The 22,586-nt window shown below is 52.9% G+C and carries 23 protein-coding genes; 3 read left to right on the top strand and 20 right to left on the bottom strand.

Annotated elements, in window-relative coordinates:
* Nucleotides 1-75 precede the first annotated feature (75 nt).
* Genes KNP84_RS08060 through KNP84_RS08045 form a run of 4 tightly spaced genes read right to left on the bottom strand, consistent with a single transcriptional unit; the run spans nucleotide 76 to nucleotide 3,351 of the window.
* Nucleotides 76-465 (bottom strand): reverse transcriptase-like protein, encoded by a 390-nt coding sequence (locus KNP84_RS08060; RefSeq protein ID WP_058763514.1) that lies wholly within the window; start codon nucleotides 463-465, stop codon nucleotides 76-78.
* A complete protein-coding gene (locus tag KNP84_RS08055; RefSeq protein ID WP_035385674.1) occupies nucleotides 446-1,231 on the bottom strand; it encodes a 5'-3' exonuclease in 786 nt (261 codons plus the stop codon). Before KNP84_RS08055 ends, KNP84_RS08060 begins: the two co-directional genes overlap by 20 nt.
* Complete coding sequence (locus KNP84_RS08050; protein ID WP_029595588.1) at nucleotides 1,228-2,157, bottom strand: CobW family GTP-binding protein; 930 nt, start codon at nucleotides 2,155-2,157, stop codon at nucleotides 1,228-1,230. The genes KNP84_RS08055 and KNP84_RS08050 overlap by 4 nt, the downstream gene beginning before the upstream one ends.
* A 15-nt stretch (nucleotides 2,158-2,172) precedes the next feature.
* Nucleotides 2,173-3,351 carry a hypothetical protein gene (locus KNP84_RS08045; protein ID WP_058763509.1) on the bottom strand — a complete coding sequence of 393 codons (1,179 nt, stop codon included), beginning with the start codon at nucleotides 3,349-3,351 and terminating at the stop codon, nucleotides 2,173-2,175.
* Nucleotides 3,352-3,507: 156 nt separating this feature from the next.
* Here KNP84_RS08045 and KNP84_RS08040 point away from each other — a divergent pair, with 156 nt between their 5' ends.
* Nucleotides 3,508-4,020 (top strand): hypothetical protein, encoded by a 513-nt coding sequence (locus KNP84_RS08040; RefSeq protein ID WP_029595590.1) that lies wholly within the window; start codon nucleotides 3,508-3,510, stop codon nucleotides 4,018-4,020.
* Nucleotides 4,021-4,063: 43 nt separating this feature from the next.
* On the opposite strand, the gene hfq is transcribed toward KNP84_RS08040, so the two are convergent.
* From hfq to KNP84_RS08005, 7 genes are all read right to left on the bottom strand, one after another.
* The gene (hfq, locus tag KNP84_RS08035) at nucleotides 4,064-4,312 is read right to left on the bottom strand and encodes an RNA chaperone Hfq (protein WP_021067304.1); all 249 of its coding nucleotides are present in this window, start codon (nucleotides 4,310-4,312) and stop codon (nucleotides 4,064-4,066) included.
* 12 nt (nucleotides 4,313-4,324) lie between these two features.
* Nucleotides 4,325-5,275 carry a tRNA (adenosine(37)-N6)-dimethylallyltransferase MiaA gene (miaA, locus tag KNP84_RS08030; RefSeq protein ID WP_214799697.1) on the bottom strand — a complete coding sequence of 317 codons (951 nt, stop codon included), beginning with the start codon at nucleotides 5,273-5,275 and terminating at the stop codon, nucleotides 4,325-4,327.
* Nucleotides 5,276-5,514: 239 nt separating this feature from the next.
* Nucleotides 5,515-6,108 (bottom strand): AmiS/UreI family transporter, encoded by a 594-nt coding sequence (locus KNP84_RS08025; protein ID WP_031200223.1) that lies wholly within the window; start codon nucleotides 6,106-6,108, stop codon nucleotides 5,515-5,517.
* 113 nt (nucleotides 6,109-6,221) lie between these two features.
* Nucleotides 6,222-7,082, bottom strand: a complete 861-nt coding sequence (locus KNP84_RS08020) for a PPK2 family polyphosphate kinase (protein WP_215114575.1) — start codon at nucleotides 7,080-7,082, stop codon at nucleotides 6,222-6,224.
* Nucleotides 7,083-7,194: 112 nt separating this feature from the next.
* Nucleotides 7,195-8,724 (bottom strand): M4 family metallopeptidase, encoded by a 1,530-nt coding sequence (locus KNP84_RS08015; protein WP_021067299.1) that lies wholly within the window; start codon nucleotides 8,722-8,724, stop codon nucleotides 7,195-7,197.
* A 178-nt stretch (nucleotides 8,725-8,902) separates the two neighbouring features.
* Complete coding sequence (locus tag KNP84_RS08010; RefSeq protein WP_021067298.1) at nucleotides 8,903-9,901, bottom strand: ABC transporter permease; 999 nt, start codon at nucleotides 9,899-9,901, stop codon at nucleotides 8,903-8,905.
* Entirely contained in the window at nucleotides 9,894-10,814 is a 921-nt protein-coding gene (locus KNP84_RS08005; protein WP_031200222.1) for an ABC transporter ATP-binding protein, read from the bottom strand. The genes KNP84_RS08010 and KNP84_RS08005 overlap by 8 nt, the downstream gene beginning before the upstream one ends.
* 117 nt (nucleotides 10,815-10,931) lie before the next feature.
* Here KNP84_RS08005 and KNP84_RS08000 point away from each other — a divergent pair, with 117 nt between their 5' ends.
* Nucleotides 10,932-11,681, top strand: coding sequence for a GDSL-type esterase/lipase family protein (locus tag KNP84_RS08000; RefSeq protein WP_021067296.1), 750 nt, complete (start codon nucleotides 10,932-10,934; stop codon nucleotides 11,679-11,681).
* A 35-nt stretch (nucleotides 11,682-11,716) separates the two neighbouring features.
* On the opposite strand, the gene KNP84_RS07995 is transcribed toward KNP84_RS08000, so the two are convergent.
* Nucleotides 11,717-12,388: a hypothetical protein gene (locus KNP84_RS07995; protein WP_215114574.1), complete on the bottom strand. Its 672-nt coding sequence runs from the start codon at nucleotides 12,386-12,388 to the stop codon at nucleotides 11,717-11,719.
* On the bottom strand, nucleotides 12,375-13,505 hold the full coding sequence (locus KNP84_RS07990; RefSeq protein ID WP_021067294.1) for a mandelate racemase/muconate lactonizing enzyme family protein: 1,131 nt from the start codon (nucleotides 13,503-13,505) through the stop codon (nucleotides 12,375-12,377). The genes KNP84_RS07995 and KNP84_RS07990 overlap by 14 nt, the downstream gene beginning before the upstream one ends.
* 78 nt (nucleotides 13,506-13,583) lie before the next feature.
* Here KNP84_RS07990 and KNP84_RS07985 point away from each other — a divergent pair, with 78 nt between their 5' ends.
* Nucleotides 13,584-14,777, top strand: a complete 1,194-nt coding sequence (locus KNP84_RS07985; protein WP_215114573.1) for an HTH domain-containing protein — start codon at nucleotides 13,584-13,586, stop codon at nucleotides 14,775-14,777.
* Between the two features lie 14 nt (nucleotides 14,778-14,791).
* Here KNP84_RS07985 and nhaC read toward each other — a convergent pair whose 3' ends face one another.
* The 7 genes from nhaC to KNP84_RS07950 form a co-directional block, all read right to left on the bottom strand.
* A complete protein-coding gene (nhaC, locus tag KNP84_RS07980) occupies nucleotides 14,792-16,192 on the bottom strand; it encodes a Na+/H+ antiporter NhaC (RefSeq protein ID WP_058764511.1) in 1,401 nt (466 codons plus the stop codon).
* Between the two features lie 161 nt (nucleotides 16,193-16,353).
* Nucleotides 16,354-17,448, bottom strand: a complete 1,095-nt coding sequence (locus KNP84_RS07975) for an amidohydrolase (RefSeq protein WP_029595602.1) — start codon at nucleotides 17,446-17,448, stop codon at nucleotides 16,354-16,356.
* 20 nt (nucleotides 17,449-17,468) lie between these two features.
* Nucleotides 17,469-17,813, bottom strand: coding sequence for a DoxX family protein (locus tag KNP84_RS07970; protein WP_198922698.1), 345 nt, complete (start codon nucleotides 17,811-17,813; stop codon nucleotides 17,469-17,471).
* A 56-nt stretch (nucleotides 17,814-17,869) separates the two neighbouring features.
* Complete coding sequence (locus KNP84_RS07965; RefSeq protein WP_215114572.1) at nucleotides 17,870-19,132, bottom strand: S1C family serine protease; 1,263 nt, start codon at nucleotides 19,130-19,132, stop codon at nucleotides 17,870-17,872.
* 122 nt (nucleotides 19,133-19,254) lie between these two features.
* Nucleotides 19,255-20,073, bottom strand: a complete 819-nt coding sequence (locus KNP84_RS07960; RefSeq protein WP_058763491.1) for a fumarylacetoacetate hydrolase family protein — start codon at nucleotides 20,071-20,073, stop codon at nucleotides 19,255-19,257.
* A gap of 54 nt (nucleotides 20,074-20,127) precedes the next feature.
* Complete coding sequence (gene nrdG, locus KNP84_RS07955; protein WP_021067287.1) at nucleotides 20,128-20,583, bottom strand: anaerobic ribonucleoside-triphosphate reductase activating protein; 456 nt, start codon at nucleotides 20,581-20,583, stop codon at nucleotides 20,128-20,130.
* A complete protein-coding gene (locus KNP84_RS07950) occupies nucleotides 20,561-22,405 on the bottom strand; it encodes an anaerobic ribonucleoside triphosphate reductase (protein ID WP_215114571.1) in 1,845 nt (614 codons plus the stop codon). The genes nrdG and KNP84_RS07950 overlap by 23 nt, the downstream gene beginning before the upstream one ends.
* Between the last annotated feature and the right edge of the window lie 181 nt (nucleotides 22,406-22,586).

Genomic DNA, 22,586 nt, shown 5'->3' with positions numbered 1-22,586 from the left:
TCATTTTAGCGAAACTTTTGCAAAAAAGAAATCATTCCCCTGCAATTGACAAAAAGTCGGGCCCACGCCCGACTTTTAGCCTGTCATCAATGCCCGTTTCGCCACGTCGTGAGCCCGGTTCTCTGCTCGCGGAATCCATTTGATGAACTTATTCGGCAATTCGTCATACAGCGTTAGCGCCTTGACGAACAACGGACGCATCGATTGGTCTTTGAGGAAGCGCTGTTCAAGCGCCCGTACGACCGTCTCGGCGTCTGAATAGAACATAAACGTCGATTCGCCCGTCAGTTCGTGTGCTTGTTCGAGGGCGAACGCGAGCGCGGCGAGCTCCGCCTGAACGCTGGTCAACCCGACGCGTTTGGCGATATACGTGGACACCGTGCCGTCGGTCGTCTTGATCCAGACGCCAAGACCGTTCTCACCCGCCTCCTGGTTCGTCGCCGCATCAAAATAAATGTGAACCAAAGCGATACGCCTCCCAATCGGTCTCAATCGGTGCATGAATATCGATGAGCGAGAGACGTTTCGACAAGAGCGCCACTTCTTCTTGCCCGTCGAGTTTCTTCGCAAACTTCTGATGCGCCTCTTGGAGCGCTTCTTGTCTCACGATGTCGTATAGTGTTTCGACCGTGTCATACGACTGGACAAGAATGGTCGCTGTCTTCGGTCCAATGCCGCGGACACCGGGAATATTATCTGAGGCGTCGCCTTGGAGCGCCTTCACATCGACGAACTGCTCTGGTCGGACGCCGTACGTCGCAACGAACACTTCCCGATTCATGATCATCTCTTCCCCTTTTTTCGGAACGATTTGAAACACGTTCGGGGAAAGCAACTGATGCAAATCGCGGTCTGACGAATACATATACGATTCGCCCGGGAACGCGGTCGCGACGGCCCCAATCAAGTCATCGGCTTCGTACCCGGCGAGCTCAGACTGAAAAATCCCGCGCTCGGTCAACGCTGCCCGCAACTTGACGTAATCGTGGAACAACGGTTCCGGTAAGCCGGTGCGAGTCGCTTTATAGTCCGGAAAGAGGGCGTAACGATGCGTCGTTTCGCGTGGTCCGTCCCAAAAGAAGGCGATATGCGTGAAGTCGTTCGTCCACCCGTCAACTTTTCGAAGTAACCCCTTCAACGTCACATCGGGGTCGAGAGCCCGACGACGCTCTGTGGCAAAATAATAACGTGACAGGAGGTTAAACCCGTCGACCAACATCAATTTCATCATGCATTCACCTCACAAGCTTGTAATCCGCGCGTGAGCGCGTCCCGGTCGAGATTCTTTCCAATCCAGACGAAGACGGAACGCGAGTCGTCGCTCGGTTCGTTCGCGAACGTCGCCCCCATCAGTTGATTCGTCGCTTGGACGACGAATTTTGATGTTTCTCCGTCTAAACGGACAATCGCCTTCAAGCGATAGACATCATCTTCATAGTGCATGAGCACTTCTCGGACGTATTGAGTGACGCGTTCCCGTTTGAGCGGCACGTCCGTCGTGAGCGTGATGGCCCGAAGTGATGAGACCGAGGAGTGCCCGGCCGTCAGTTGCCCGAGGAGCTGTTCGTCGATTCGTGAGAGCTGGAACGTATTCTCCGTCAAGTCATAGTCGCCGACCGTCTGAACCGTCTCGATGACTCGAACGGTCGGATTCAGCGCATTAATCCGCTCATGCGCCTGTTCGAGCGCATCCGCATCGACGAGGTCGACTTTATTCAACAAAATTACGTCCGCATAGGCGATTTGATGAATTCCTTCAATAAATAGCTCACGGTCCAGTTGACTGGCATCGACGACCGTCAAAATCGCCGTCAACTTGAAGCGCGTGCGCAAGTAGTCGTCATAATAAATCGTCTGAATGATCGGTGCCGGGTCGGCCACACCGGTCGTCTCGATGACGATGCGGTCGAACGTATCCTTTGATGCGAGCTGATAGAACGTCTTGCTTAAATCGCTTTGAATCGAGCAACAGATGCAACCGTTCGACAACTCGATCTGCTCTTGGTCCATCTTGACAATCAACTGTTCGTCGATATTCACCGACCCGAGCTCGTTGACGATGACGAGCAGCCGCTCGTCCGTCGCTTCTAGCAAGCGATTCATATAGGTCGTTTTTCCGGCGCCTAAAAAACCGGTCACCAATTGCACGGGAATCATGTACTGCACCTCACCTTATAAATTTTCGTGAACTCGCGCCCATTTCTCATAGCGCGCATCCAGCAAGTCAATCAAATGAAGCATCCACGCTTCTGTCGTGACCGGTAACACGCTCGAGCCCCACTCGCGCTTGCCGTGGTGGGATAAAATCATATGCCAAATCCGATGATGGGCGTCGAGCGACAACGTGACGCTTGCGGCCTGTTGACTCTTCTCGAACAACAGTCCGCCGTACGGCATATGTCCGATCAAGCTTCCCATCGGATTGATCGAGATGCCGGTCGTCTCACTCGTACCGTTAACCGAGAACAGTTGCTCGAACCGTTTCGGGGACGACAGCAAGTGACTGTACTCGAACAACTTGCCGATATCATGGAATAAAATCCCGAGCGCGAGTTCGTCCCAACGGAGCGGCTCCTTCAATTCCGCGATGGCCTCGCAGGCCGCATAGAGCGACTCGAACGTGCCCCGGAACGCCTGTTCAACTTTTACACCGTTCATCGTATTCCATACGTCTACTTTGTGCAACTGCTCGGCTTCTTTGATGACCCGGAACGCCATCGCCAAATGGTCGTCCTGTTCTTGGATGCGATAACCGAGTCGAAGCATACAAACCGTGTGCTTCAAGAGGCCGCCGACATAGTTATGATGATGATACAGTGCAGCCGGAGCGAGAACGAAATCGTCCCAATAGCGGTCGAGCAGTGACATCGCAATCGCTTGATAGTCAGGCGAGAGCGTCGACAGAATCGCGAACAGCTCGTCGGCGTATTGTTCCATCGTCTCGTCTCCAGGAAGACCTGGCAACAATGAGACGGCCTCGTCCCGGGCAATCGGTTTGGCCCGGTCGATTGTGATTGACTTGGCGCCGTCCGGTTTCGGATAGACGTCGATTTTCCCTTCAAGCTCGATCACACCAGACTCGTAAATCGGTAACAACTGCTCTTCGTTGCCGCGCAACCATTGCTTGGCACGGATGAGTCCGCTCGATGTCGTCAAATTCAGTTGCAGCCATTTGGCACCCGATTTGCCTTCTCTCACTTCGACTGTACTGACGAGCGCTTTCGTCTGGACCGGTGTCCCGTCCGTAAGGTCAGTCAATCGCGTCGACGCTTTTTCGACGGTCGGGAGTTGAAACCGCGTCCGGTCGAAGCCGCTCCCCGTGATCGGATCAATCTGTTGGTAATAATTCATATACAATCCCCTCCTTCTTCTCTTTGCCCATTGTATCGTGTTTTCCACTTCGAGGCGAACATACTTTCGTTATAGGTCATGAAGTTTCCTAAATTATATTGAAAGCGCTTACTAGAATTGATACGATAAAGATAGCTAGATAAAGGGGGAACTCACATGATTTCATTGGTAGATACGTACGAACGATTGATCGCAACAGGGGAAGCGACACGTTACGCCACTACGCATTCAACAATCGCCAGCATTTTACAGGCATCGACTTGCCCGGTCTCACATCACGAACTCGTCGCGGCGGTCTCAGGACATGCCGGCAACCCATATACGCCGGACCAGCTCGTCGACTCGGTCATCGAGCATGAGATGAAAGGCGCGATGGCCGTCCTCGTCGTTGCCGGCTATCCGATTCAAACACCGCTCGCCAAGGCCGTCGTCTTATCGGCATTCGCCCGGACGAACCGGATGAATATCGAGAAGCTGAAAGAACTTGGTCATGCCGACCTACTCGTTCGCATCCAGTCGGCCGAACGGTCATGGAAACGAACGTATACACACTTATACCGCTCGGCACCGAGCCAGCTCTGTGACCAACTCGACTCACTCCTCGGCGGTTGTGCCGTCCATCGTGTGCTCGAAGCCATCGATTTCGATTCGAACGTAAAAACGGCATAAAAAAAGAGCGGTCCCCGGGCCGCTTCTTTTTTTATGCCGTTCATTAGCCTTCTGTCACTTCAACCGCTTCCGGTTCGAACAATGTGACGTTCCGTGCTGGTGAGAACGTTGAAATCGCATGTTTATAAATCAACTGTTGGCGCCCTTCCGATTCGACGATGACCGTGAAGTTGTCAAACGATTTAATGACTCCCCGAATTTGAAACCCGCTGACTAAAAACACGGTCGTCGGCACCATTTCTTTACGTAATTGATTCAAAAAATGGTCTTGAATGTTATAGCTAGCCTTCATGTTGCATTCCCCCTAGTCTATGTCTCTTTGAAATAATCGGAATTTTCGAAAAAACTCCTCAACTTCATCATAAATATTTTGATACGATAGTTCAAATGATTTTCGTCCCATATCGACCCAAATCCCATTAAATTGATGACGGAACCATGTCAATTGACGTTTTGCGAACTTGCGCGTGTGCTGTTTGAGCGTCTCGCTCATCTGCTCTCGGGTCATCAATCCATCAAGATACGGAACGACTTCCTTGTAACCGATGGCGCGCATCGCTTGCGTGTCCCGGTAACCAGCCGCGAGCAAGCGCTCGACTTCCTCGATGAGGCCCGCTTCGAGCATCAAGTCGACACGATGGTTGATGCGCGAGTAGAGCACGTCCCGGTCCGCATGCAAGATGAACAGTTTATAGGCGTAATGTTCCGACGGGAGGCTGTCCATCGCCTGGGCGTCGCCTTGGAGCGCGACTTCAAGGGCCCGGATGACGCGGCGGACGTTATTCGGATGAATGCTCTCGGCCCGTTTTGGATCGAGCGATTGCAGACGCGCATGCAGCGCCTCAGGTCCATCCGTCTCAGCTTCTAACTCGAGCGCTTCTCGCAATTCGTGATTGACCGGTCGTTCTGTGAACTCATAGTCATAGAGAATCGCACGGATGTAGAGACCTGTCCCGCCGACCAGAATCGGCAATTTTCCGCGCGCATAAATATCATCGATCGCCGCCCGGGCCAACTTTTGGAAAGTGGCGACGCTCATCGCCTCGTCCGGGTCGCATATATCAATCAAATGATGCGGAACCCCTTCCGCCTCCTCGACCGTCACTTTTGCCGAACCGATATCCATCCCGCGGTACACTTGGACCGAGTCGCCCGATACGATTTCACCGTTGAACACTTTGGCGAGCTCAATCCCTGTCTTCGTCTTTCCGACAGCCGTCGGTCCGACGAGGACGATGACTGGTGTCTTTTCCATCCTTGTCACTCCTCAAACGAAAGACCGTCCCTTAAAGGAAACGGCCCGTTAAATTCTTCTTTTAATTGTATCATCAAACACGACCGCAAACAGCATCCATCCACATAATAATAGTCCCATCAGTAAAATTAAGCCGTCACTCATCCGAGGTCGCCTCCTTTACGTATTTCATTCCCACTTTTCACATTTTAGACACAAATGAATGCGCAAAAAAAACGACGCTCCCAAAGGAGCATCGTTCATTGTGTCACTTCTACTAAACGACGCTGGCGCCACATCGTCAACCCAAAATAAAGGATCGCGGTGCCGCTCGCGGCCCACCACATCACGCCATAGAGCGGCGTCATCAAATTCGCGAGACCGAACAGTGCCGGAATAATCAAGGTCAACCAGGCGAGCACGAATGCGACCCGGGCCGTCAAGCCGTCAATCTGCCGCCCTAGGCCCATCCCCATGAAGAAGAGTCCCCACAAGAGCGACCAGAACAACCACGTGACTGCTCCCATCACATCGCCCGTCGTGAATGCGATCACCGCATAGAAGACGGCCGAAATCGATACAAAGAGCGAGAACCATCCGACGCCCCGACCGTCCAAATCGAACAGGAACGTCACACCGACGTACAAATAGGTGAACGCGAACAAGTAGATGCTCGCATATCCAAACATCTCCGCCGAACTCGCCCCGATGACGAGCCACGTCGCGATGAACGTCTGCAACAGGCCTGTGAACAGACTAAACACACCCGCACTCTTGACGTCCACTTTTCCAAACAAAACGAGGCTGTTGATGAACAGTGCCACGCCTCCAAATAATAAACTGATATTCCCCACACTCATTGCTCCTTCATACAGATGTCTGACGTCTAATTTTATCTACGTCCACTGTAACTTGAATTCGCTTTCAGTGCAAGTGGAGAAATGGACGTTCACGGACTCGACAAACGTCACTCGTTTTCGAGCGTTTGAATCGCTTCATCGATTCGTTCCTGTTCGTCTTCCGTGAATGTCGGAAACTGGGGATCGATGTCCTCTAGAACGTCAATCATAATCGTCGAGACGATATAACGGGCGTACCAGTCATCATCTGCCGGGAGCACAAACCAAGGTGCATGTTTTGACGCCGTGTTCGATAACATATCCTCAAAGATATCTTGGTAATCGTCCCAATGCTTTCGTTCTTCGACATCATTGAACGAGAACTCCCAATTCTTGCTTGGGTCTTTCAGTCGTTCGAGCAAACGATCGCGCTGGACTTCTTTTGAGACGTTAAAGAAAAATTTGATGACCTTAAACCCGTTCTCATCTAAATATTGTTCAAAGTCATTGATTTGGCGATAGCGGACTTTCCATACCGATTCTTTATCCTCCTCATCCGGAATGACCTCTTCTCCGAGCAAATCATGGACGCGCGGGGCAATCACTTCCTCATAATGGGAGCGGTTCAAAATACCGACTTGGCCTCGCTCCGGCATGAGGTCATGCATCCGCCATAGATAGTCATGTTTCTTTTCCGTATCCGATGGTTTTTGGAACGCGTTCGTCTTCAACCCTTGCGCGTTCAGATTGGAAAAGATATAACTGATTGCCTCATCTTTACCGCCCGCATCGAGCGCCTGTAAGACGACGACGACACCTTTTTTGGCTTCGGCATATAGTTTCCAATGCAACTCTTTCAATCTTTCGACGCTCTCCGGAATCAGCTCGTTTTGCAACGTCTCGTCCGATGGGCGGTCCTTGATCGTGGTTGGGTAATCGTCCAGACGAATCCCGTTTTTATGGTCAATGCGAAATGATTGAATGTCCATATATCCTCCTTGATTGCGACAAATTTTACGTACAATCCGTATTTACCCTATTCTTTCAAAAAATAGCGACAAAAAAATCCTTTCCGCCGAAGCGAAAAGGATTGAATCACGTTTAGTTGATGCCGACCGCATCGAACGATTTCGCCGCTGCGACTGCTTGCGTGCTCGTCGCACCGTGCAAGTCTTTGGCCGATTGAACGACCGCTTGACGTAGGCTTGAGAAGTTCGAAGTCGGTGTCAAGTAGACGGTGAGGGCACGGTAGTAGATGTCCCCCATCTCCATGACGCCGATACCTTGGACCGATACGCCGTAGTGTGAACCGCCGCTCGCCAAGAGGTAAGCTGCTTTGTTGACGATTCCCGAGTTGATGTGGACGCCGCCGTTATCTTGTGTCCCTGTGTAACGGACCGAGTAGTGATCTGGGTCACCGTTGGCCGCTGGATTGGACATTGACCGAAGACCGTCACCGGCGATGCCAGGCGTATAGATGTCTTCCCCGACCAACCAGTCGAAGTTCGAGCCGACGCTATACTCCGCGACCGTACCGAAGATATCGGATACCGCCTCGTTGATGGCGCCCGATTCGTTCTGATAAATTAAACCGGCCGTATATTCTGTGACCGCGTGTGATAATTCGTGAGCGACGACGTCAAGTGCGCCAGAGAGGTACGTGAACGTTTGCCCGTCACCGTCACCGTACACCATCTTGCTGCCATCCCAGAACGCGTTGTTGTAACTGCGGCTATAGTGGACCGTTGAGTTAAGGGCCGCGCCGTTGTTATCGTAACTGTTGCGTCCATAAGTATTCTTGAAGAAGTCATATGTCTTCGTCGCATTGACATGGGCGCTGACCGCTGCCCGGTCATACGTCGTGTTCAAGACGTTATCGACATCGGCCCAAAGTGATCCTGGAAGCGTCGTCCGGTTTTTCGCATCATACGTATAGATGCCTTTACCGCGTGTCGAGTCCTGGAGATAGTAATATGAACCGCTCTTCGTCGTCTTGAACGTTTGGCTCTGGCCAAGGACGTCGATTCCCGTGCCCGTATACGTCGTACCCGTGACACCGTTCGTCGGTTTGGCGTGTGCCAATTGGTTGTACTTGTTCAATACTTTCCCGCTTGCCGCATCGATGAAGTACGTCCAGCGTGACGGCTCATCCGCATCAAGAATCGTCCCGGTCACTTCATACGCATAGACCGCCTCTTCCCCGTTCGGATAGACGACGAGTTCCGCTGCCGGCTCAAGCTCGTATGCGCCTTTGTGGCCGACAAGCTCTTTATAACGAGCGACCGCTTTTTGTTCGTTCAGTTTGATCGATTTATGTAATCCTTTGAGTTGTTTCGTGTCATCGACGACCGTTTTCAATTGGCCATCGTTATCGACGACACCGACGACGATTCCACCGAAGACCGGCACTCCGTCAACCGTCTGTTGTAATTTGACCACTTGTCCGACTTTGTCACGCTTCGATTCGAGCGTTTTGAATTCGCCTTTCGCTTTCGCATACTCTTTGACGATTGTCGTCGGAGCCTCGTTCGATGGTTTCGTCAACGTGCCCGACTTGAGCTCCGCCGCGCCGACAAGTTGCGGCACGAGCAAGACGCCTGCGATGAGTGATGTAGATAAAACTTTTTTCATGTGTGTTTCCCTCCTTATGTGGTGTCTCCTACTTTACATAGTTTCCCACATTTAATGTATCCAACTTTTTAATTATTTTGACAATTCAAATTATTAAGACATTTGGACTAACCCATCATTTCTCTAGTCGTATCAGCCGTAACAAAAAAAGCGTCACCGGGGAAGGTGACGCCAGTCATCAATAGACATCTTTTTGTGTGAAATGGTAGAACGCATACGCGAGAGCCGCTAGCGACCAGACGAATATGACGATGAGCGAGAACGGTAATGTCATCCCCTCGATCGGTGGGGCTTGCCCCTCGAGATAGGTATGAAGACCGAAGTTGACGTTCACCAAATATTTCGAGCTGTCCCAATTCGACCCGAGCGACGTGAGGAGCGGTCCTGAAATCAGGACGGCCATCATGATCCCAATCCCAGTCGCCGTATTTTTGACGATGACTGAGATCATGAGTGCGATTGTCCCGACGGCCGCGACGACGAACCAGGATAGGCCGACTGACATGAGCAAATATTGCCACATCGGCAGCGTATGGACGAAGTCGGTCGAGAACGTCCCGGTCGCCGAGGCTTGGAACCCAGTCAAAATCGGCGCGGTCCATCCGTCCCAACCGAGCACGATGCCAGAGATGACATAACTGACGAGTGCCGTGATGAAGATAAGAATCGACGTATACAGCAGCGTCGTCATCCATTTAGCAAGCAAAATCTTAAAGCGCCGGACCGGGCGGGACAACAGCGTCTTGATTGTGCCATCATTATGCTCACCGCTGACGATATCGGCCATCAGGACGATGATGAAGAGTGGGAGCACGAGCGTCGTCCCTTGCGAGAAGAAGACACGCATGAACGTCGGCGCCCCAGGATAGTTCGGGTTAATATCATTATCTAAGTAATATTGATTCTGTTGGACCTGGAATTCCAAAATTTGACGGAACTCATCCTGAACGTTCGCCGAGGCGAGCCGGTTTTGCGTATCAACGATCTCTTGCTGTAAATCGACACGCCAGTCGATCGTTCCTTGTTCTTCCCGTTGTTTCTCGATCTGCCGGTAGTTGGCATACGTGAACATCGAGACGAGCACGATGAGAATGGTCGACACGACGAGAAGCCGACGTTTCTTATGAATCTTTAAGACTTCGTTCCGAATGAGGCCAAGGATTGACGGATTAGACAATATGGTCACCCCCGGTCAATGAGATAAACAATTCTTCTAGCGTCTGGACGCGTCGTTCGAGACCGAACACGTCGACGCCTCGATCGAGCAAGTAGCGATTCAATCGGGCCGTATCTTCCAGATTCATCGAGACCCGAATCGTCCGTTCATCGACAACGTCGGCGTGATCAATCGACTCGAATCCGCGGATGATCGGCAAGACTTCAAAACTGTCGGCCACGTGGACATCGACCGTCGACGCCAACTCATGAATCAGCTCCTCGACCGTTCCGACTTTCACGATTTTCCCGCGCGACATGATGGCGACGCGGTCCGCGAGCAGTTCAATCTCGGCCAAGATGTGGCTCGAGACGAGGACGCTCAATCCTGTCTCTTCAACGAGACGGCGGATGAAGAGTCGAAGGTCACGAATCCCCATCGGGTCGAGCCCGTTCGTCGGCTCATCGAGAATCAAGACACGGGGATTGTTCAACATGGCCTGAGCGATGCCGAGCCGTTGCCGCATCCCGAGCGAGTAGGTCTTCACTTTATCATCGATTCGTGCCGTCAAATCGACGAGATCGATCACTTCTTGAATCCGGGCCTCATCGACACCGGGCAACATCCGCGCGAAGGCGTTCAAGTTCTCACGCCCGCTCATGAACTTGTACAGTTCCGGATTCTCAACGATGGCGCCGATTTGATTCATCGCCTGAACGAATTGACGTTCGACGCTGAACCCACAAATCGAGACGGTCCCGTTCGTCGGCTTAATCAATCCGACAATCATCCGAATCGTCGTCGTTTTACCTGCCCCGTTCGGTCCTAAGAAGCCGAACACTTCACCGGGGAACACATCGAACGAGATGTCATCGATGATTGTTTTTTTACCGATTACTTTTGTCAAATGGTCTATCTTCAATGTTGGTTGCATCATCTCACCTCTCCTACATTCTATCGGACTCGATCGCATCTGTCCTATTCGAACATTCACATAGGGCAGGTTCACACTTATTTGATATGATAGTTCTATAGAAAGTGAGGTCATCACATGAAAAATGGGAAATGGTATACGTTTTTAATCGGTTCTGTCTTCTTGACGGGCATCGCCCTATACGGTTTATGGATCGGTTACCAAGATATCGTCAATCCGCCGGAACGGACACTCTCGGTCAGCGAAGATACGAGACCCGAACCGGTCGGTGATGTTTACGTCGCACTCGGAGATTCATTGACACGCGGGGTCGGCTCTACATCAGGTGCGGGCTACGTCCAACCGGTCGGTGAAGCGCTCGAAGAGAATGATATCCGTACGCAGAATCTGGCCGTCTCCGGCGCCCGGACGGAAGACTTATTGGCGCAGCTCGAACAACCTGAAGTAAGACGCACAATTGAGAACGCCCGCTATATCACGCTCACGATCGGCGGCAACGACTTGTTCAACCGCGGCGAGAACGTCGACAATTTCGAATCGGTCGATATCGAGCAAGTCGTGACCGATGCGAAGACGAACTTGAATGATATCTTCGAACAAGTTCGCGGATTGAACGATACGGCGCAAATCGTCTATATCGCGCTCTATAACCCGTTCCAAGAGAACGAGAACGGTGAGGCGTTCAATCAATTGATTCTCGACTGGAACGCCTCCGCGGCCACGTTCGGCAACGCGCAACGCATCGATGTGATCGATCCGTTCGCTTACGTCTCGGACGTTGGCCGTGACCTTGCGACCGACCAGTTCCATCCGAGCGACCGGACATATGAGAAGTTAGCCGAGGACGTATTGTTCATCCTCGAATAAGCAACATGGCCTGATCGTCGCGATCAGGCCATTTTTCATCGTTCATATTTGACGAGCCAGCTCTCCCCGTCGCGTGTCATCATCGTCCCGAACCAGCCTGCCTTCAATAAGGCGACTTGTTGCTCCGTCTCGCCCATATCGAGCCACGTCGTGTCACCAGTCGGGCGCCAGTCGCTGTGCAGTTCCTTCATAAAAATGTAGCGCAGCTTTCCGCCATATTTCGGTTTGAGGGCACCGATGCGAAGGCCGAGGGCGAACTTGTCCTTCAGGCTCGGGATATTGAAAGGCGCCACGGTCGCACAGACGAGGTCGAACCGACTGCCATGTTCAAGCTCTTTCATGAGGAGCCTACCGAGATGTTGTTGCAGACCGTAGCCGCGGTAGTCCGGATGGACGTTCGTCACTTCTTGATACAAGATGCGGTCGAGCGCATCAAGCGGATAACCGATGTCGTATCCTAGATGCTCTTCGTCGAGCGGCGGGATCAGGAGCGCGCGGAATGCGATCAACGTGCCCTCGTGGTACGCCCCAATCAATGTGCGGTCGGTCAACAGCTTTACGAACTCCTCAGTCGTGAGGGACTGGTACTGGCTTCCTTCCGTCAATGTGGCCATGACGGCCTGTTGCACCGCCTCGACTTGTGCGAGCTCTGTCATCGTCAAATAGTTGACCTCGATGTCGAGGCCGTTACACTCACTGCGCCACATGGTCGACCCCTCCGATGACATACGTCGCCGTCGTCAGCCGTGACAAGACGGCCTCATCGACGTCGACACCGAGACCTGGCTCATCGGACAGGCGGATGAACGGCAAATCGTACATCAAGTTGCCGATGTCTTCGGCGAAACGAAGGGGACCTGTCAACTCGACCGATTGGACGATTTTACTCGAGAAGGCGACATGAAAGCCTGCACTCGAGGCGACCGACGACTCGACCATCGACCCGATTTGACACTCGATGCCCGACATTTCGGCCATATGCACGAGTTTTTTCGCCGGGTAGATGCCGCCACACTTCATCAGTTTGATGTTCACTTTGTGGGCGGCCTGCATCATCGTCAACCGACGCATCTCCGTCATGCCGCGCACGCCTTCATCAATCATGAGTGGCACCGAGATTTTCCCTTTCACTTCGACCATTCCTTCAAAATCGTCAGCCTTGACCGGCTGTTCGACCCAATCGATGTGGAATGGCTCAAGCTGCTGCATCGCTTGGAGTGTCTTAGCGGCATTCACCCAGCCCTGATTGACGTCGACCCGAATCGGCACGTTTGGACCGACGGCACGCCGGACCGCCTCGACACGGCGTACGTCCGAGGCGACGTCGACGCCGACTTTCATCTTGACGGCCGTGTACCCTTGTTCGATCTGTTCGCGAGCCTCGGCCGCCATCGCCTCCGGCTCGCCGATACTGAGGACGTGCGTGACCGGAAAGGCGTCGTGATAACGGCCACCGAGCAGATCATACACCGGAAGCCCGAGCTTTTTCCCGACGACGTCATGACAGGCGATATCGAGCGCCGCCTTCGCCGCCGGCACGTCACGGATGGCCCGGTCCATCACGTCGTGAATCCGTTCCATCTGCATCGGGTTTTCGCCGATTAAAAGCGGTCCGAGCACATGTCGAATCACACTAATTGTACTATCGAGCGATTCGCCCGTGACGTGTTCATCGGCGACGGCCTCTCCATAGCCGACGTGACCACATTCGGTCGTCAATTTTACAATCACTGACGGCATGTCGTCATAACGATGGTAACTGACGATGAACGGTACTTTTAACGGTAAACGAATCGCAAACAGTTCGATTTTCTCTATTCTCATATCCATTCTCCTTTACTTCTTACGTGTCATTAGCTATATTGTCGTTAAATAGTCGTTAAATTGCAAGGAGGAGTTTTGATGTCAATCCATATCGCCATCGTCGGATCGCACGAATTCGTGGAGACGATTCGCTCGCTCGGTTCACCAGAGGGCGTCCGGTTCGCCTATCATCCGTATGAGCATCCGCACGAAGCGGCGAACATCGCTCAAACGCTCGGCTCGTTCGACGGCGTCTTTTTTTCCGGCTCATTCCCGTTCGCCTATGCGACCCCTCATCTTACCCACGTGGCGGCACATCACGTCGTCCAAGACGAGACTGTCCTCTTGACGACGCTTTTATATGCGACGCTCACCCACTCCGTGTCGCTCAATCAAGTATCAATCGATTTGGTCGAACCGAGACGACTGACGTCGATTCTCGACTCGTTCCCGAACGAACGGGTCGCCCCCACCGTCATGCGCATCAGTCCTGATCTCGCATTCGAGGACGTCATCGCCTTTCATACCAGTCACCAAGGCAAACAAACGAATCTGGCCATCACGAGCATCGAGCGGGTACATCATGAGCTCGTTCGTGCCGGGTTCAACAGTCAACTGATGATTGAGCCGACAGTGACCGTCAGGCACCATCTCGAACAGTTAATTCAACAAGTTCGGCAACAGTTGGCCGATGCCGCCCAGTTCGCCATCATCCGCTACGACACGGACGATATGATGTTGCGTGACCATCTCGCCTCAGTCCGGTATCTGGGTGGACATCTCGAGTCCGCGGAGGACCATCACATCACGGTATTGACGACCAAAGGTGAAGTGCTGAACGCGTTCGAAGAAGATACGCTCGCACCGAACGGGACGTACCGCATTGGAATCGGCTACGGGACAGACTATCAACAGGCGGACGAGCATGCTCAAATTGCCTTGTCTGCCGCAAGTAAAGAGCGCATCCGCATCGTCGATGATTCCAAACGATTATCGTTCCCGACCCGTGATGCGCACATCCCGTATCGCGTGACGGAACAACTTGCCTTCGACTTCATCAAACAAGCCGGAGTCAGCCCCGTCAATATTGGGAAGATTTTGCAGTTCGCCAAACGAAAACACGAGTTCACGGCAAAAGAGTTGACCGACTATCTCGACGTGACGCGACGGACGACGGAACGACTCATCAAAAAACTTCATGGCGCCGGCATCGTCGATGTGATCGGCGAAGAGATGAGCTATGGCCAAGGCCGGCCTCGCGCCGTCTATAAATTCAATTTCCCGACCTCATGAGGCCGGGAAATTTTTTATTGGGCAGCTTGTTGTTCAATTGGTGGCTCTGCACTCAACACAGCAATCCGTTCAATCGTGAAACCTGTGAACGCATAGATGATTGAAATGACCGGAACGACAAAGTTTAGAATGGCGTATGGCGCATATTCGAACGCCCCGACGCCGAGTGTCCCGAGAATGAACACGCCGCACGTATTCCACGGGATGAAGACCGACGTGAGCGTGCCGCCATCTTCAAGCGCTCGCGACAAGTTCTTCGAATGAAGTCCCATCTTCTCGTAGGCACTGGCGAACATGCGTGACGGCACGACGATTGAGATGTATTGTTCGGAACATGATGCGTTCGTCGCGAACGCCGCTAAAATCGTCGAAGCGACCATTGAACCTGCCGTCTTCGCCAGTTTGACGATTTGATTCATGATGGACTGAAGCATGCCCGAGTATTCCAAGATGCCCCCAAACGTCATCGCGACAATCGTCATCGAGACGGTATACATCATCGCATCGAGACCACCCCGACTGAACAAGTTATCGACCAACTCATTGCCGGTCTCGATCACATATCCACTTTGGAGCGCGCCGACACTATCTGAGAGCGAGCCACCCTGGACGATGACTTGCGCCAAAAAGCCAAGGGCGATGCCGACGACGAGTGCTGGAATGGCCGGCACTTTTTTCGCGACGAGTGCGATGACGGCCAGCGGGATCACTAACAACCATGGTGAGATGACGAAACTGTCTTGCAAAATATCAAGCGTCTGGACGATTTCCGACGAATCCGTCGTCGTCTCGCTGAAGCGGCGGCCGAGCCACCAATACGCGCCAAGCGCAATGATAAGGCCCGGGATAGTCGTATAGAGCATGTGACGGATATGGACGAATAGGTCCGTATGCGTCAAACCGGCCGCCAAATTCGTCGTATCCGACAGCGGCGACATCTTGTCCCCAAAATAAGCGCCAGAAATGACTGCTCCGGCGACCATCGGTGCTGGTATCCCCATACTTAGCCCGATGCCCATCCCGGCGACGCCGATCGTCCCCATCGTCGACCATGAACTGCCGATGGAGAGCGCGACGACCGCACAGATGATACAAATCGTCACGAGGAAATAGGCCGGTGAGATAATCGTCAACCCATAATAAATCATCGTCGCGACGACGCCTCCCCCAATCCACGCCCCAATCGTCAAGCCGACCAAAATGATGATGACGACCGCCGGCAAAGCGAGTCGAATCCCTTTGTACATCATCTCTTCAATTTCTTTCCACTTATAGCCGTGTCGCCAGGCGACGAGTGCCGCCACCGCAGTCCCGATGATGAGCGGGATGTGTGGGCCTTGTTTTAATTGGACGATGGCTACGAGCATGACCCCGATCATGACAAGTAGCGGCAATACTGCCCAGCGAAGCTTCATGTCTACCTTGTTCCCCTGTTGTTCCATGTGTCTTCCTCCCCGATAGCGAAAGATTCTGAATTGTCGTTATATTGTCGCTAATAAGATGATGATAACGCTTACATTCGAGGAAGGCAATAAAAAAATGAACGGAAGCGCAATCGCCTCGTTCATTTCGTCAATCATGTAGCGTGTACGGCCCGTCGCAACGTATCGGCGAGCAGGGCGGCCGCTTCCGGTAATACGTCACGATCGAACGTCATCTGTGGATGGTGAAGCCCTGGCGTCAAGTTGGCCCCGATTCCAATCATCGTCGCATCAAGTCCCGGCTGTTCGACCGTATAAAAATGAAAATCATCGCTACCTGACGTGATGATGCGATCGACGAGCGCATCATCCCCGAACCGCTGACTAATCGCTTCAGCCGCATGTCGGCTCGAACGCTCGCCAATCAAGGCGCCTGGTGTGAAATCTTGCCACTCCCAGTCGATCGTCACTCCATGTAGGACTGCAATCTGGTGCAACATCGTCTCGACGCGGTCGCGCAGCTCAAGCAGTTCCTTGTTCTGTTGGGCCCGGACGTCAATCGAGAATGTCGCATTGCCCGGAATGATGTTCAAATTCTCACTCCCAGCTTGGACACCCGTCAGTTTGACCGAATGCGGCTCAAACGGCGACAAATAGATGCTCTTGAGCATCTGTTGAATCGTGAAGATGACGTCTAACGCGTTCTGACCTTGATGCGGCCGCGCGCCATGAGCATCGTCCCCGTTGATCCTGCCTTTCAAGAAGAATGCGGCCCCGTGTTGAATCGCAGCCGCATATTGACCGCGTTGCAGTTCCTCGAGCGGACGCAAATGAATGCCGTACAGCTGACTGACGTCTTTTAACGCCCCGTGTCGAATCATCGCGAGCGACCCGTTCCCTTGTTCTTCGGCCGGTTGGAAAATAAACCGGACCCGTTTCGGCAAGTGTTCGTGTCGCAACTCATCAAGTGCACCGAGCACCATGCTGATATTGGCATCGTGGCCACATGAATGGTTGGCTTGGAACGTCCCGTCAACTTGTTGCCATAACGCGTCGATGTCGGCTCGGACAGCGATGACATCGTGTCCCTCACCAATCTCGGCGATGGTGCCGGTGACGTCGGCAAACGTTTCGTGACGGACTTGCCATGACGTCAAGATGTCGGCAATCGTCTTCGTCGTCTCGAATTCTTTCCAGCTCACTTCGGGATGGGCATGAAAATGCTCAAACCAGTTCAATACGTTCGTCATGATCGATCCCCCATATGTACTTATATTTTTTTGACCCCTTTAATCAATACCCATTGCAACGGCAATCGGGCCCACGTCACCCATTTCGGGAGCGGCATCTTGCCGAGTTTCGACGGTTTGAGCGCCATATTGATATTGGCCGGGAAGACGGCAATCAAAAATGCCGGTAACGTTCCCTTCACGAACCGTGTCCCTTTGTTCGTGAGCAACAGTGCGCCATAGACGACTTCGATGACCCCGCTCGCCTGAACCATGAACCGTTTGAACGGCCATGATTTCGGAATGATCGACATGAACGCCCGTTCTTGAACGAAGTGCATGATGCCGGCTCCTAAAAATAAAACCCCGTATAGTGTGCGAATCAATGGAATCCCCTCCTTTTTTCTAAGCATAACAAAAAAGATGGGCTACGTGCCCATCTTTACAATGCATCCCCATTCGCATTTTGAATCTCGACATCGACCGTCTCGGTCTTGCCGTCACGAACGTATTCGATTGTGACCGTTCCGTCCGTATCGCGAATCAATTCACTCCGAAGGTCGATGAACGACGAGACGGCTTGATCATTGATTTTCACGATGACGTCGCGCGCTTCAAGTCCGGCCCGTGCGGCCGAGCTGTTCGCTTGCACTTCCACGACGATTGTACCGGCTGTCACCGACTCCGGCAAGTTGATTTGCTCGGTCAAGTACCCTGGTGGGAACTCAGACACGTCTCGGAGCGACACACCAAGCGACGGATGATTCACTTCGCCCGTCTGCTCGATTTGATTGATGAGCGGCAAAGCGATATCGACTGGAATCGAGAAGCCGACCCCTTCCACCGAATCGGTCGCAATTTTCATCGAGTTGATTCCGATCAATTGGCCCGATTCGTTAATCAAGGCACCACCGGAGTTACCCGGGTTGATGGCAGCATCCGTCTGGATGACCTCGGCATTGAAATCGGCTTGTCCGTTCTCATCCGTATCGACCGGCACGAGACGGGACGTCGACGAGACGACCCCGCGCGTCACCGAGTTCTCAAACTGGCCAAGCGGATTGCCGATCGCTATGACAGTCTGTCCAGGCTTCAGTTCACTCGACTTCCCGATCGTGATGACGGATGAGACTTTGTCCGCATCGACTTCGAGCACCGCCAAGTCGTACGTGGCGTCACTGCCCATCAACTTGGCGTCCGCTGTCGATCCGTCATTGAATGTTACAGTCAAACGGTCAGCACCGTTGACGACGTGATGGTTCGTGACGATGTAAGCCGAGTCACCGTCTTTCTTATAGATGACACCCGAGCCGACACCAGCTTCGACCGATTCATTCGATAATCCGTTCGAAGCGAAATTGTTTACCGTCACGACGGCAGGTTGTGCGGTCGCGACCGCATCGGTGACCGAGCTGTCCGCCGTCGTCGATGTCGTCTGGACCGGTGACCCTTCCGACGTCACGTTCGTATCAGACACGTTCGTTGGGACTTGATCGATGAACGGGAAGGCGATGGCCCCAGTCAAGACAGCACCGATTACCCCACCGACAAACCCAGGGAACATCCGACCGACGAATGAAGGTCGGGCCGGTTGTGTTGCGCGCGACGGCTCTTGTCGTTGTTCGGACGAGCCAAGCTCGGTGTCGAGCCAATCCTCGCGGCGATTTGGTTCATTTGAATCTGTTGGACGATCGTTGCGTTCCATGTGTAATCATCTCCTATATGATGTTTCCTCTTTTGTTCTACCCTTAGTATAAGAGGCATAGTCATCGTTGTGCGGAAATGAGACATCGATTACAAGATTCTTCACAATTTGCGTCAATTGGGTCAGACGATAACGTTTTTTAACGTCCCGAGTCCCGTGATGCTCACTTCGATTGTGTCCCCGGATTGGAGATAGACGGGCGGTTTCATCCCATGGCCGACCCCCGCCGGCGTACCGGTGGCGATGATATCACCAGCTTCTAGCGTCATCCCTTTCGACAACGTCCGAATCAACTCTTCAATTGGACGAATCATGTCTGCTGTCGACCCGTTTTGGCGTGTCTCACCGTTCACGACCGTTTGAATCGCAAGTGGAAACGAGAGCTCATCCGGTGTGACGATATACGGTCCGAGCGGACAGAACGTGTCGAAGGATTTACCGCGGAAAAATTGGACGTGCTGTTTTTGAACGTCCCGGGCCGTGATATCGTTCAGAATTGTATATCCGAAAATATGGGCGTCGACGTCGTCGATGTCCCGTCCTGATTTCCCGATAATGACGGCGAGCTCGCCTTCGTAATCGAGTTGGTCGGTCAGTTCAGGATGACGTTCGACGACAGCCCCTGGTCCAACGACCGAAGTCGGTGCTTTCGTGAAGATGACGAGTTTGCCGGCTCCCGCCGTATCCATCTCTTTCACATGCTCTTCATAGTTCTTGCCGATACAGATGACGTTTTTGAGTGGCCGGTATGGCGCGACGAGCGTGACATCGGTCAATGCGGTCCGAGGTGCGACGTCCAAATCGACATCCGGTTCAAACTCTCGCGCGATGACCTCTAACAACGAAGTCGTATGTAATTGGTCACTGACGTCATAGACAAACTCCCCTGCCACGACACCGACCCTTTGTTCTCCTTCAACTTGAAAACTACACCATTTCATCAAAATTCCCCCTTTTTTGCTAGTATACAAAAAATCGGGACGCGACGGTCCCGATTACGCTTTGTTCAAGAAAATAATTCGCTGATTGCTCGACCCCCGAAATCGGAGCGACCGGTCCATGAGCGGCTGTTCGAAACGACCGTCGACAAGGACATCGGCACGATCGAGCACGCTTGTGACGTACTCATCGTCCATACCTTGTAACTGTTCGAACGTATAGCCTGTATACACCCACACGTTTTTCTGAAGCGCCTTGCACCCGTCGACGAGCCGGGCTAGTGCTTCCGGTTGCAGAAACGGCTCTCCGCCCGAGACGGTGACACCGTCCCAACCGGATTGTTCGATTCGAGTGAGCAGGTCCTCGACTGGTACGTCTTCCCCACCTCGCGGGTTCCACGATTCCGGATTGTGACATCCAAGACAGCGATGAGGGCATCCCGCCGTAAAGATGACCGTGCGAATGCCTGGACCGTCGACAACCGATTCGTCAAGTACGGATAGGACGCGCATGATGCTTCACCCTCGCTCGTTCTTCTTCTCGTTTCGCCGAATTCCATCGGTCCATCGTGCCGACCAGATAGCCGGTGATGCGACGAATCCGTTCAATCTGCTCTTCCTCGCCACACGTCGGGCACGCGGCATCGATCGTTCCCTCGAGGCCGCAGTTACCGCACCGGTCGACGGGATGATTAATCGATCCGTAGCCGACGTTTTCGGTTCGCATGAGCCGGACGATCGCTTCGACCGCTTCCGGGTTATGGGCGAGCGACCCGTCGACTTCGACATAAGTGATATGACCCGCGTCACAGAGCTCATGGTACGGTGCCTCCAACCGAATCTTGTCACGAATCGACACTGACTGGTACACCGGCACATGAAACGAGTTCGTATAAAAGGCGCGGTCGGTGACACCCTCGATCATCCCGAACGCCTGCTGGTCCTTCAATACGAACTTCCCAGACAATCCTTCGGCCGGCGTGGCCAAGAGCGAAAAGTTTAAATCGTGCTGCTCTGCCGCCTGTCTCATCCGATCACGTAAATGAGTGACGATATCGAGTCCGAGACGTTCCGCTTCCCGTGAATCGGCATGCGTGCCGCCTGTGAGCACGCGTAGCGCTTCGGCGAGACCGATGAAACCGACGGACAACGTCCCTTGCTTCAGTACATCCCGTAGCTCTTCTTCCGCCTGAAGTCTCTCGCTGCCCCTCCAGACGTGTTGAGCGTAAAGGAAGCGGAATTCGTCGGCATGACGCTTCGCTTGATAGTCGTACCGTTCGAGCAATTGATCGATGGCGACGTCGACGTAGGCGTCGAGCGTCTCATAAAATGTATGGATGTCCGAAGCGACGAGCGCCATCTTGACCAAGTTCAAGGTCGAGAACGATAAATTGCCTCGTCCGATCGACGTCTCGGCGCCATGACGATTCCCCATCACTCGTGTCCGACACCCCATATAAGCGACTTCTGAGTCATGGCTCCCATCATAATATTGCAAGTTGAACGGGGCATCGACGAACGAGAAGTTCGGGAATAGACGCTTGCCCGTCACGCGACAGGCGAGTTGGAACAAGTCGACGTTCGGATCGGTTTCATGAAAGTTGACGCCCTCTTTTACTTTAAAGATTTGAATCGGGAAAATTGGCGTCTCCCCGTTGCCGAGCCCCCGCTCGGTCGCATGCAACAACTCGCGGATGAAAATTCGACCCCAACGGCTCGTGTCGGTCCCATAGTTGATGGAGACGAATGGCACTTGGCCGCCTCCTCGCGAATGCATCGAATTGGCGTTATGGATGAACGCTTCACACGCTTGATACGTCGCTGTGATTGTCTCGTTCTCAGCGACTTCGAGAAGTTGCTCAGTCGACCATTCGACCGGAAGCTTCTTGAGCCGCTCGAGTTGACGTTCATACGTCTTTTCGACGTATGGCGCTAAATCGACATCGAACATCGGGAACGCTTGACCCCCATGTTGCATATTCTGATTCGCTTGAAGAATGATCGAAGCGAGTGCCATCGCCGAACGGATGTCCTGGGGTGGTCGAATCGTTCCGTGACCGGTATGAAATCCGTTCGTCAACAACTCGCCGAGCGGGATTTGACAACACGTCGTCGATCCTGTCACGTAATAGTCGGCGTCGTGGATGTACAAAAAGTTGTCTGCGACGGCCTGACGTGTCCGCTCTGACAACAAGTACATTGTCGACAGCTGTTTCGATACTTCCGAGGATAATCGTGCCAGTTTGCCAAGTGGTGATTTCCCGTCGACGTTGGCGTTCTCTTGTACGAGATCTTGATCTGGGAGAACACAGACATCTTCATAAAGCTGTAGCATGTTCACTCCGCATCACCTCACTATATATTGATATGAATCGAGTTCATAACTCGATTCAATTCCATATATAGATTATGTCATGTTTGAGCATGGAGATGTGGAGTCTAAATTGTGAGCGTTGGTTGTGATATAAACGCAAAAACAGCCGAGCCCGCATCTGGACTCGACCGTTCTTCAAGTG

The sequence above is a fragment of the Exiguobacterium sp. s70 genome (genome assembly GCF_018618315.1).
GTDB classification, from domain to species: Bacteria; Bacillota; Bacilli; order Exiguobacteriales; family Exiguobacteriaceae; genus Exiguobacterium; species Exiguobacterium chiriqhucha.
Note: the sequence above shows the minus strand (reverse complement) of the source record. Positions and strands in the feature narration are given on the sequence as shown.

Bases quoted from the DNA above. Each gene is read 5' to 3' on its own strand.
- KNP84_RS08055 (WP_035385674.1), bottom strand. From the start codon at position 1,231: ATGATGAAATTGATGTTGGTCGACGGGTTTAACCTCCTGTCACGTTAT.
- KNP84_RS08050 (WP_029595588.1), bottom strand. From the start codon at position 2,157: ATGATTCCCGTGCAATTGGTGACCGGTTTTTTAGGCGCCGGAAAAACG.
- KNP84_RS08045 (WP_058763509.1), bottom strand. From the start codon at position 3,351: ATGAATTATTACCAACAGATTGATCCGATCACGGGGAGCGGCTTCGAC.
- KNP84_RS08040 (WP_029595590.1), top strand. From the start codon at position 3,508: ATGATTTCATTGGTAGATACGTACGAACGATTGATCGCAACAGGGGAA.
- hfq (WP_021067304.1), bottom strand. From the start codon at position 4,312: ATGAAGGCTAGCTATAACATTCAAGACCATTTTTTGAATCAATTACGT.
- miaA (WP_214799697.1), bottom strand. From the start codon at position 5,275: ATGGAAAAGACACCAGTCATCGTCCTCGTCGGACCGACGGCTGTCGGA.
- KNP84_RS08020 (WP_215114575.1), bottom strand. From the start codon at position 7,082: ATGGACATTCAATCATTTCGCATTGACCATAAAAACGGGATTCGTCTG.
- KNP84_RS08015 (WP_021067299.1), bottom strand. From the start codon at position 8,724: ATGAAAAAAGTTTTATCTACATCACTCATCGCAGGCGTCTTGCTCGTG.
- KNP84_RS08005 (WP_031200222.1), bottom strand. From the start codon at position 10,814: ATGCAACCAACATTGAAGATAGACCATTTGACAAAAGTAATCGGTAAA.
- KNP84_RS08000 (WP_021067296.1), top strand. From the start codon at position 10,932: ATGAAAAATGGGAAATGGTATACGTTTTTAATCGGTTCTGTCTTCTTG.
- KNP84_RS07995 (WP_215114574.1), bottom strand. From the start codon at position 12,388: ATGTGGCGCAGTGAGTGTAACGGCCTCGACATCGAGGTCAACTATTTG.
- KNP84_RS07990 (WP_021067294.1), bottom strand. From the start codon at position 13,505: ATGAGAATAGAGAAAATCGAACTGTTTGCGATTCGTTTACCGTTAAAA.
- KNP84_RS07985 (WP_215114573.1), top strand. From the start codon at position 13,584: ATGTCAATCCATATCGCCATCGTCGGATCGCACGAATTCGTGGAGACG.
- nhaC (WP_058764511.1), bottom strand. From the start codon at position 16,192: ATGAAGCTTCGCTGGGCAGTATTGCCGCTACTTGTCATGATCGGGGTC.
- KNP84_RS07975 (WP_029595602.1), bottom strand. From the start codon at position 17,448: ATGACGAACGTATTGAACTGGTTTGAGCATTTTCATGCCCATCCCGAA.
- KNP84_RS07965 (WP_215114572.1), bottom strand. From the start codon at position 19,132: ATGGAACGCAACGATCGTCCAACAGATTCAAATGAACCAAATCGCCGC.
- KNP84_RS07960 (WP_058763491.1), bottom strand. From the start codon at position 20,073: ATGAAATGGTGTAGTTTTCAAGTTGAAGGAGAACAAAGGGTCGGTGTC.
- nrdG (WP_021067287.1), bottom strand. From the start codon at position 20,583: ATGCGCGTCCTATCCGTACTTGACGAATCGGTTGTCGACGGTCCAGGC.
- KNP84_RS07950 (WP_215114571.1), bottom strand. From the start codon at position 22,405: ATGCTACAGCTTTATGAAGATGTCTGTGTTCTCCCAGATCAAGATCTC.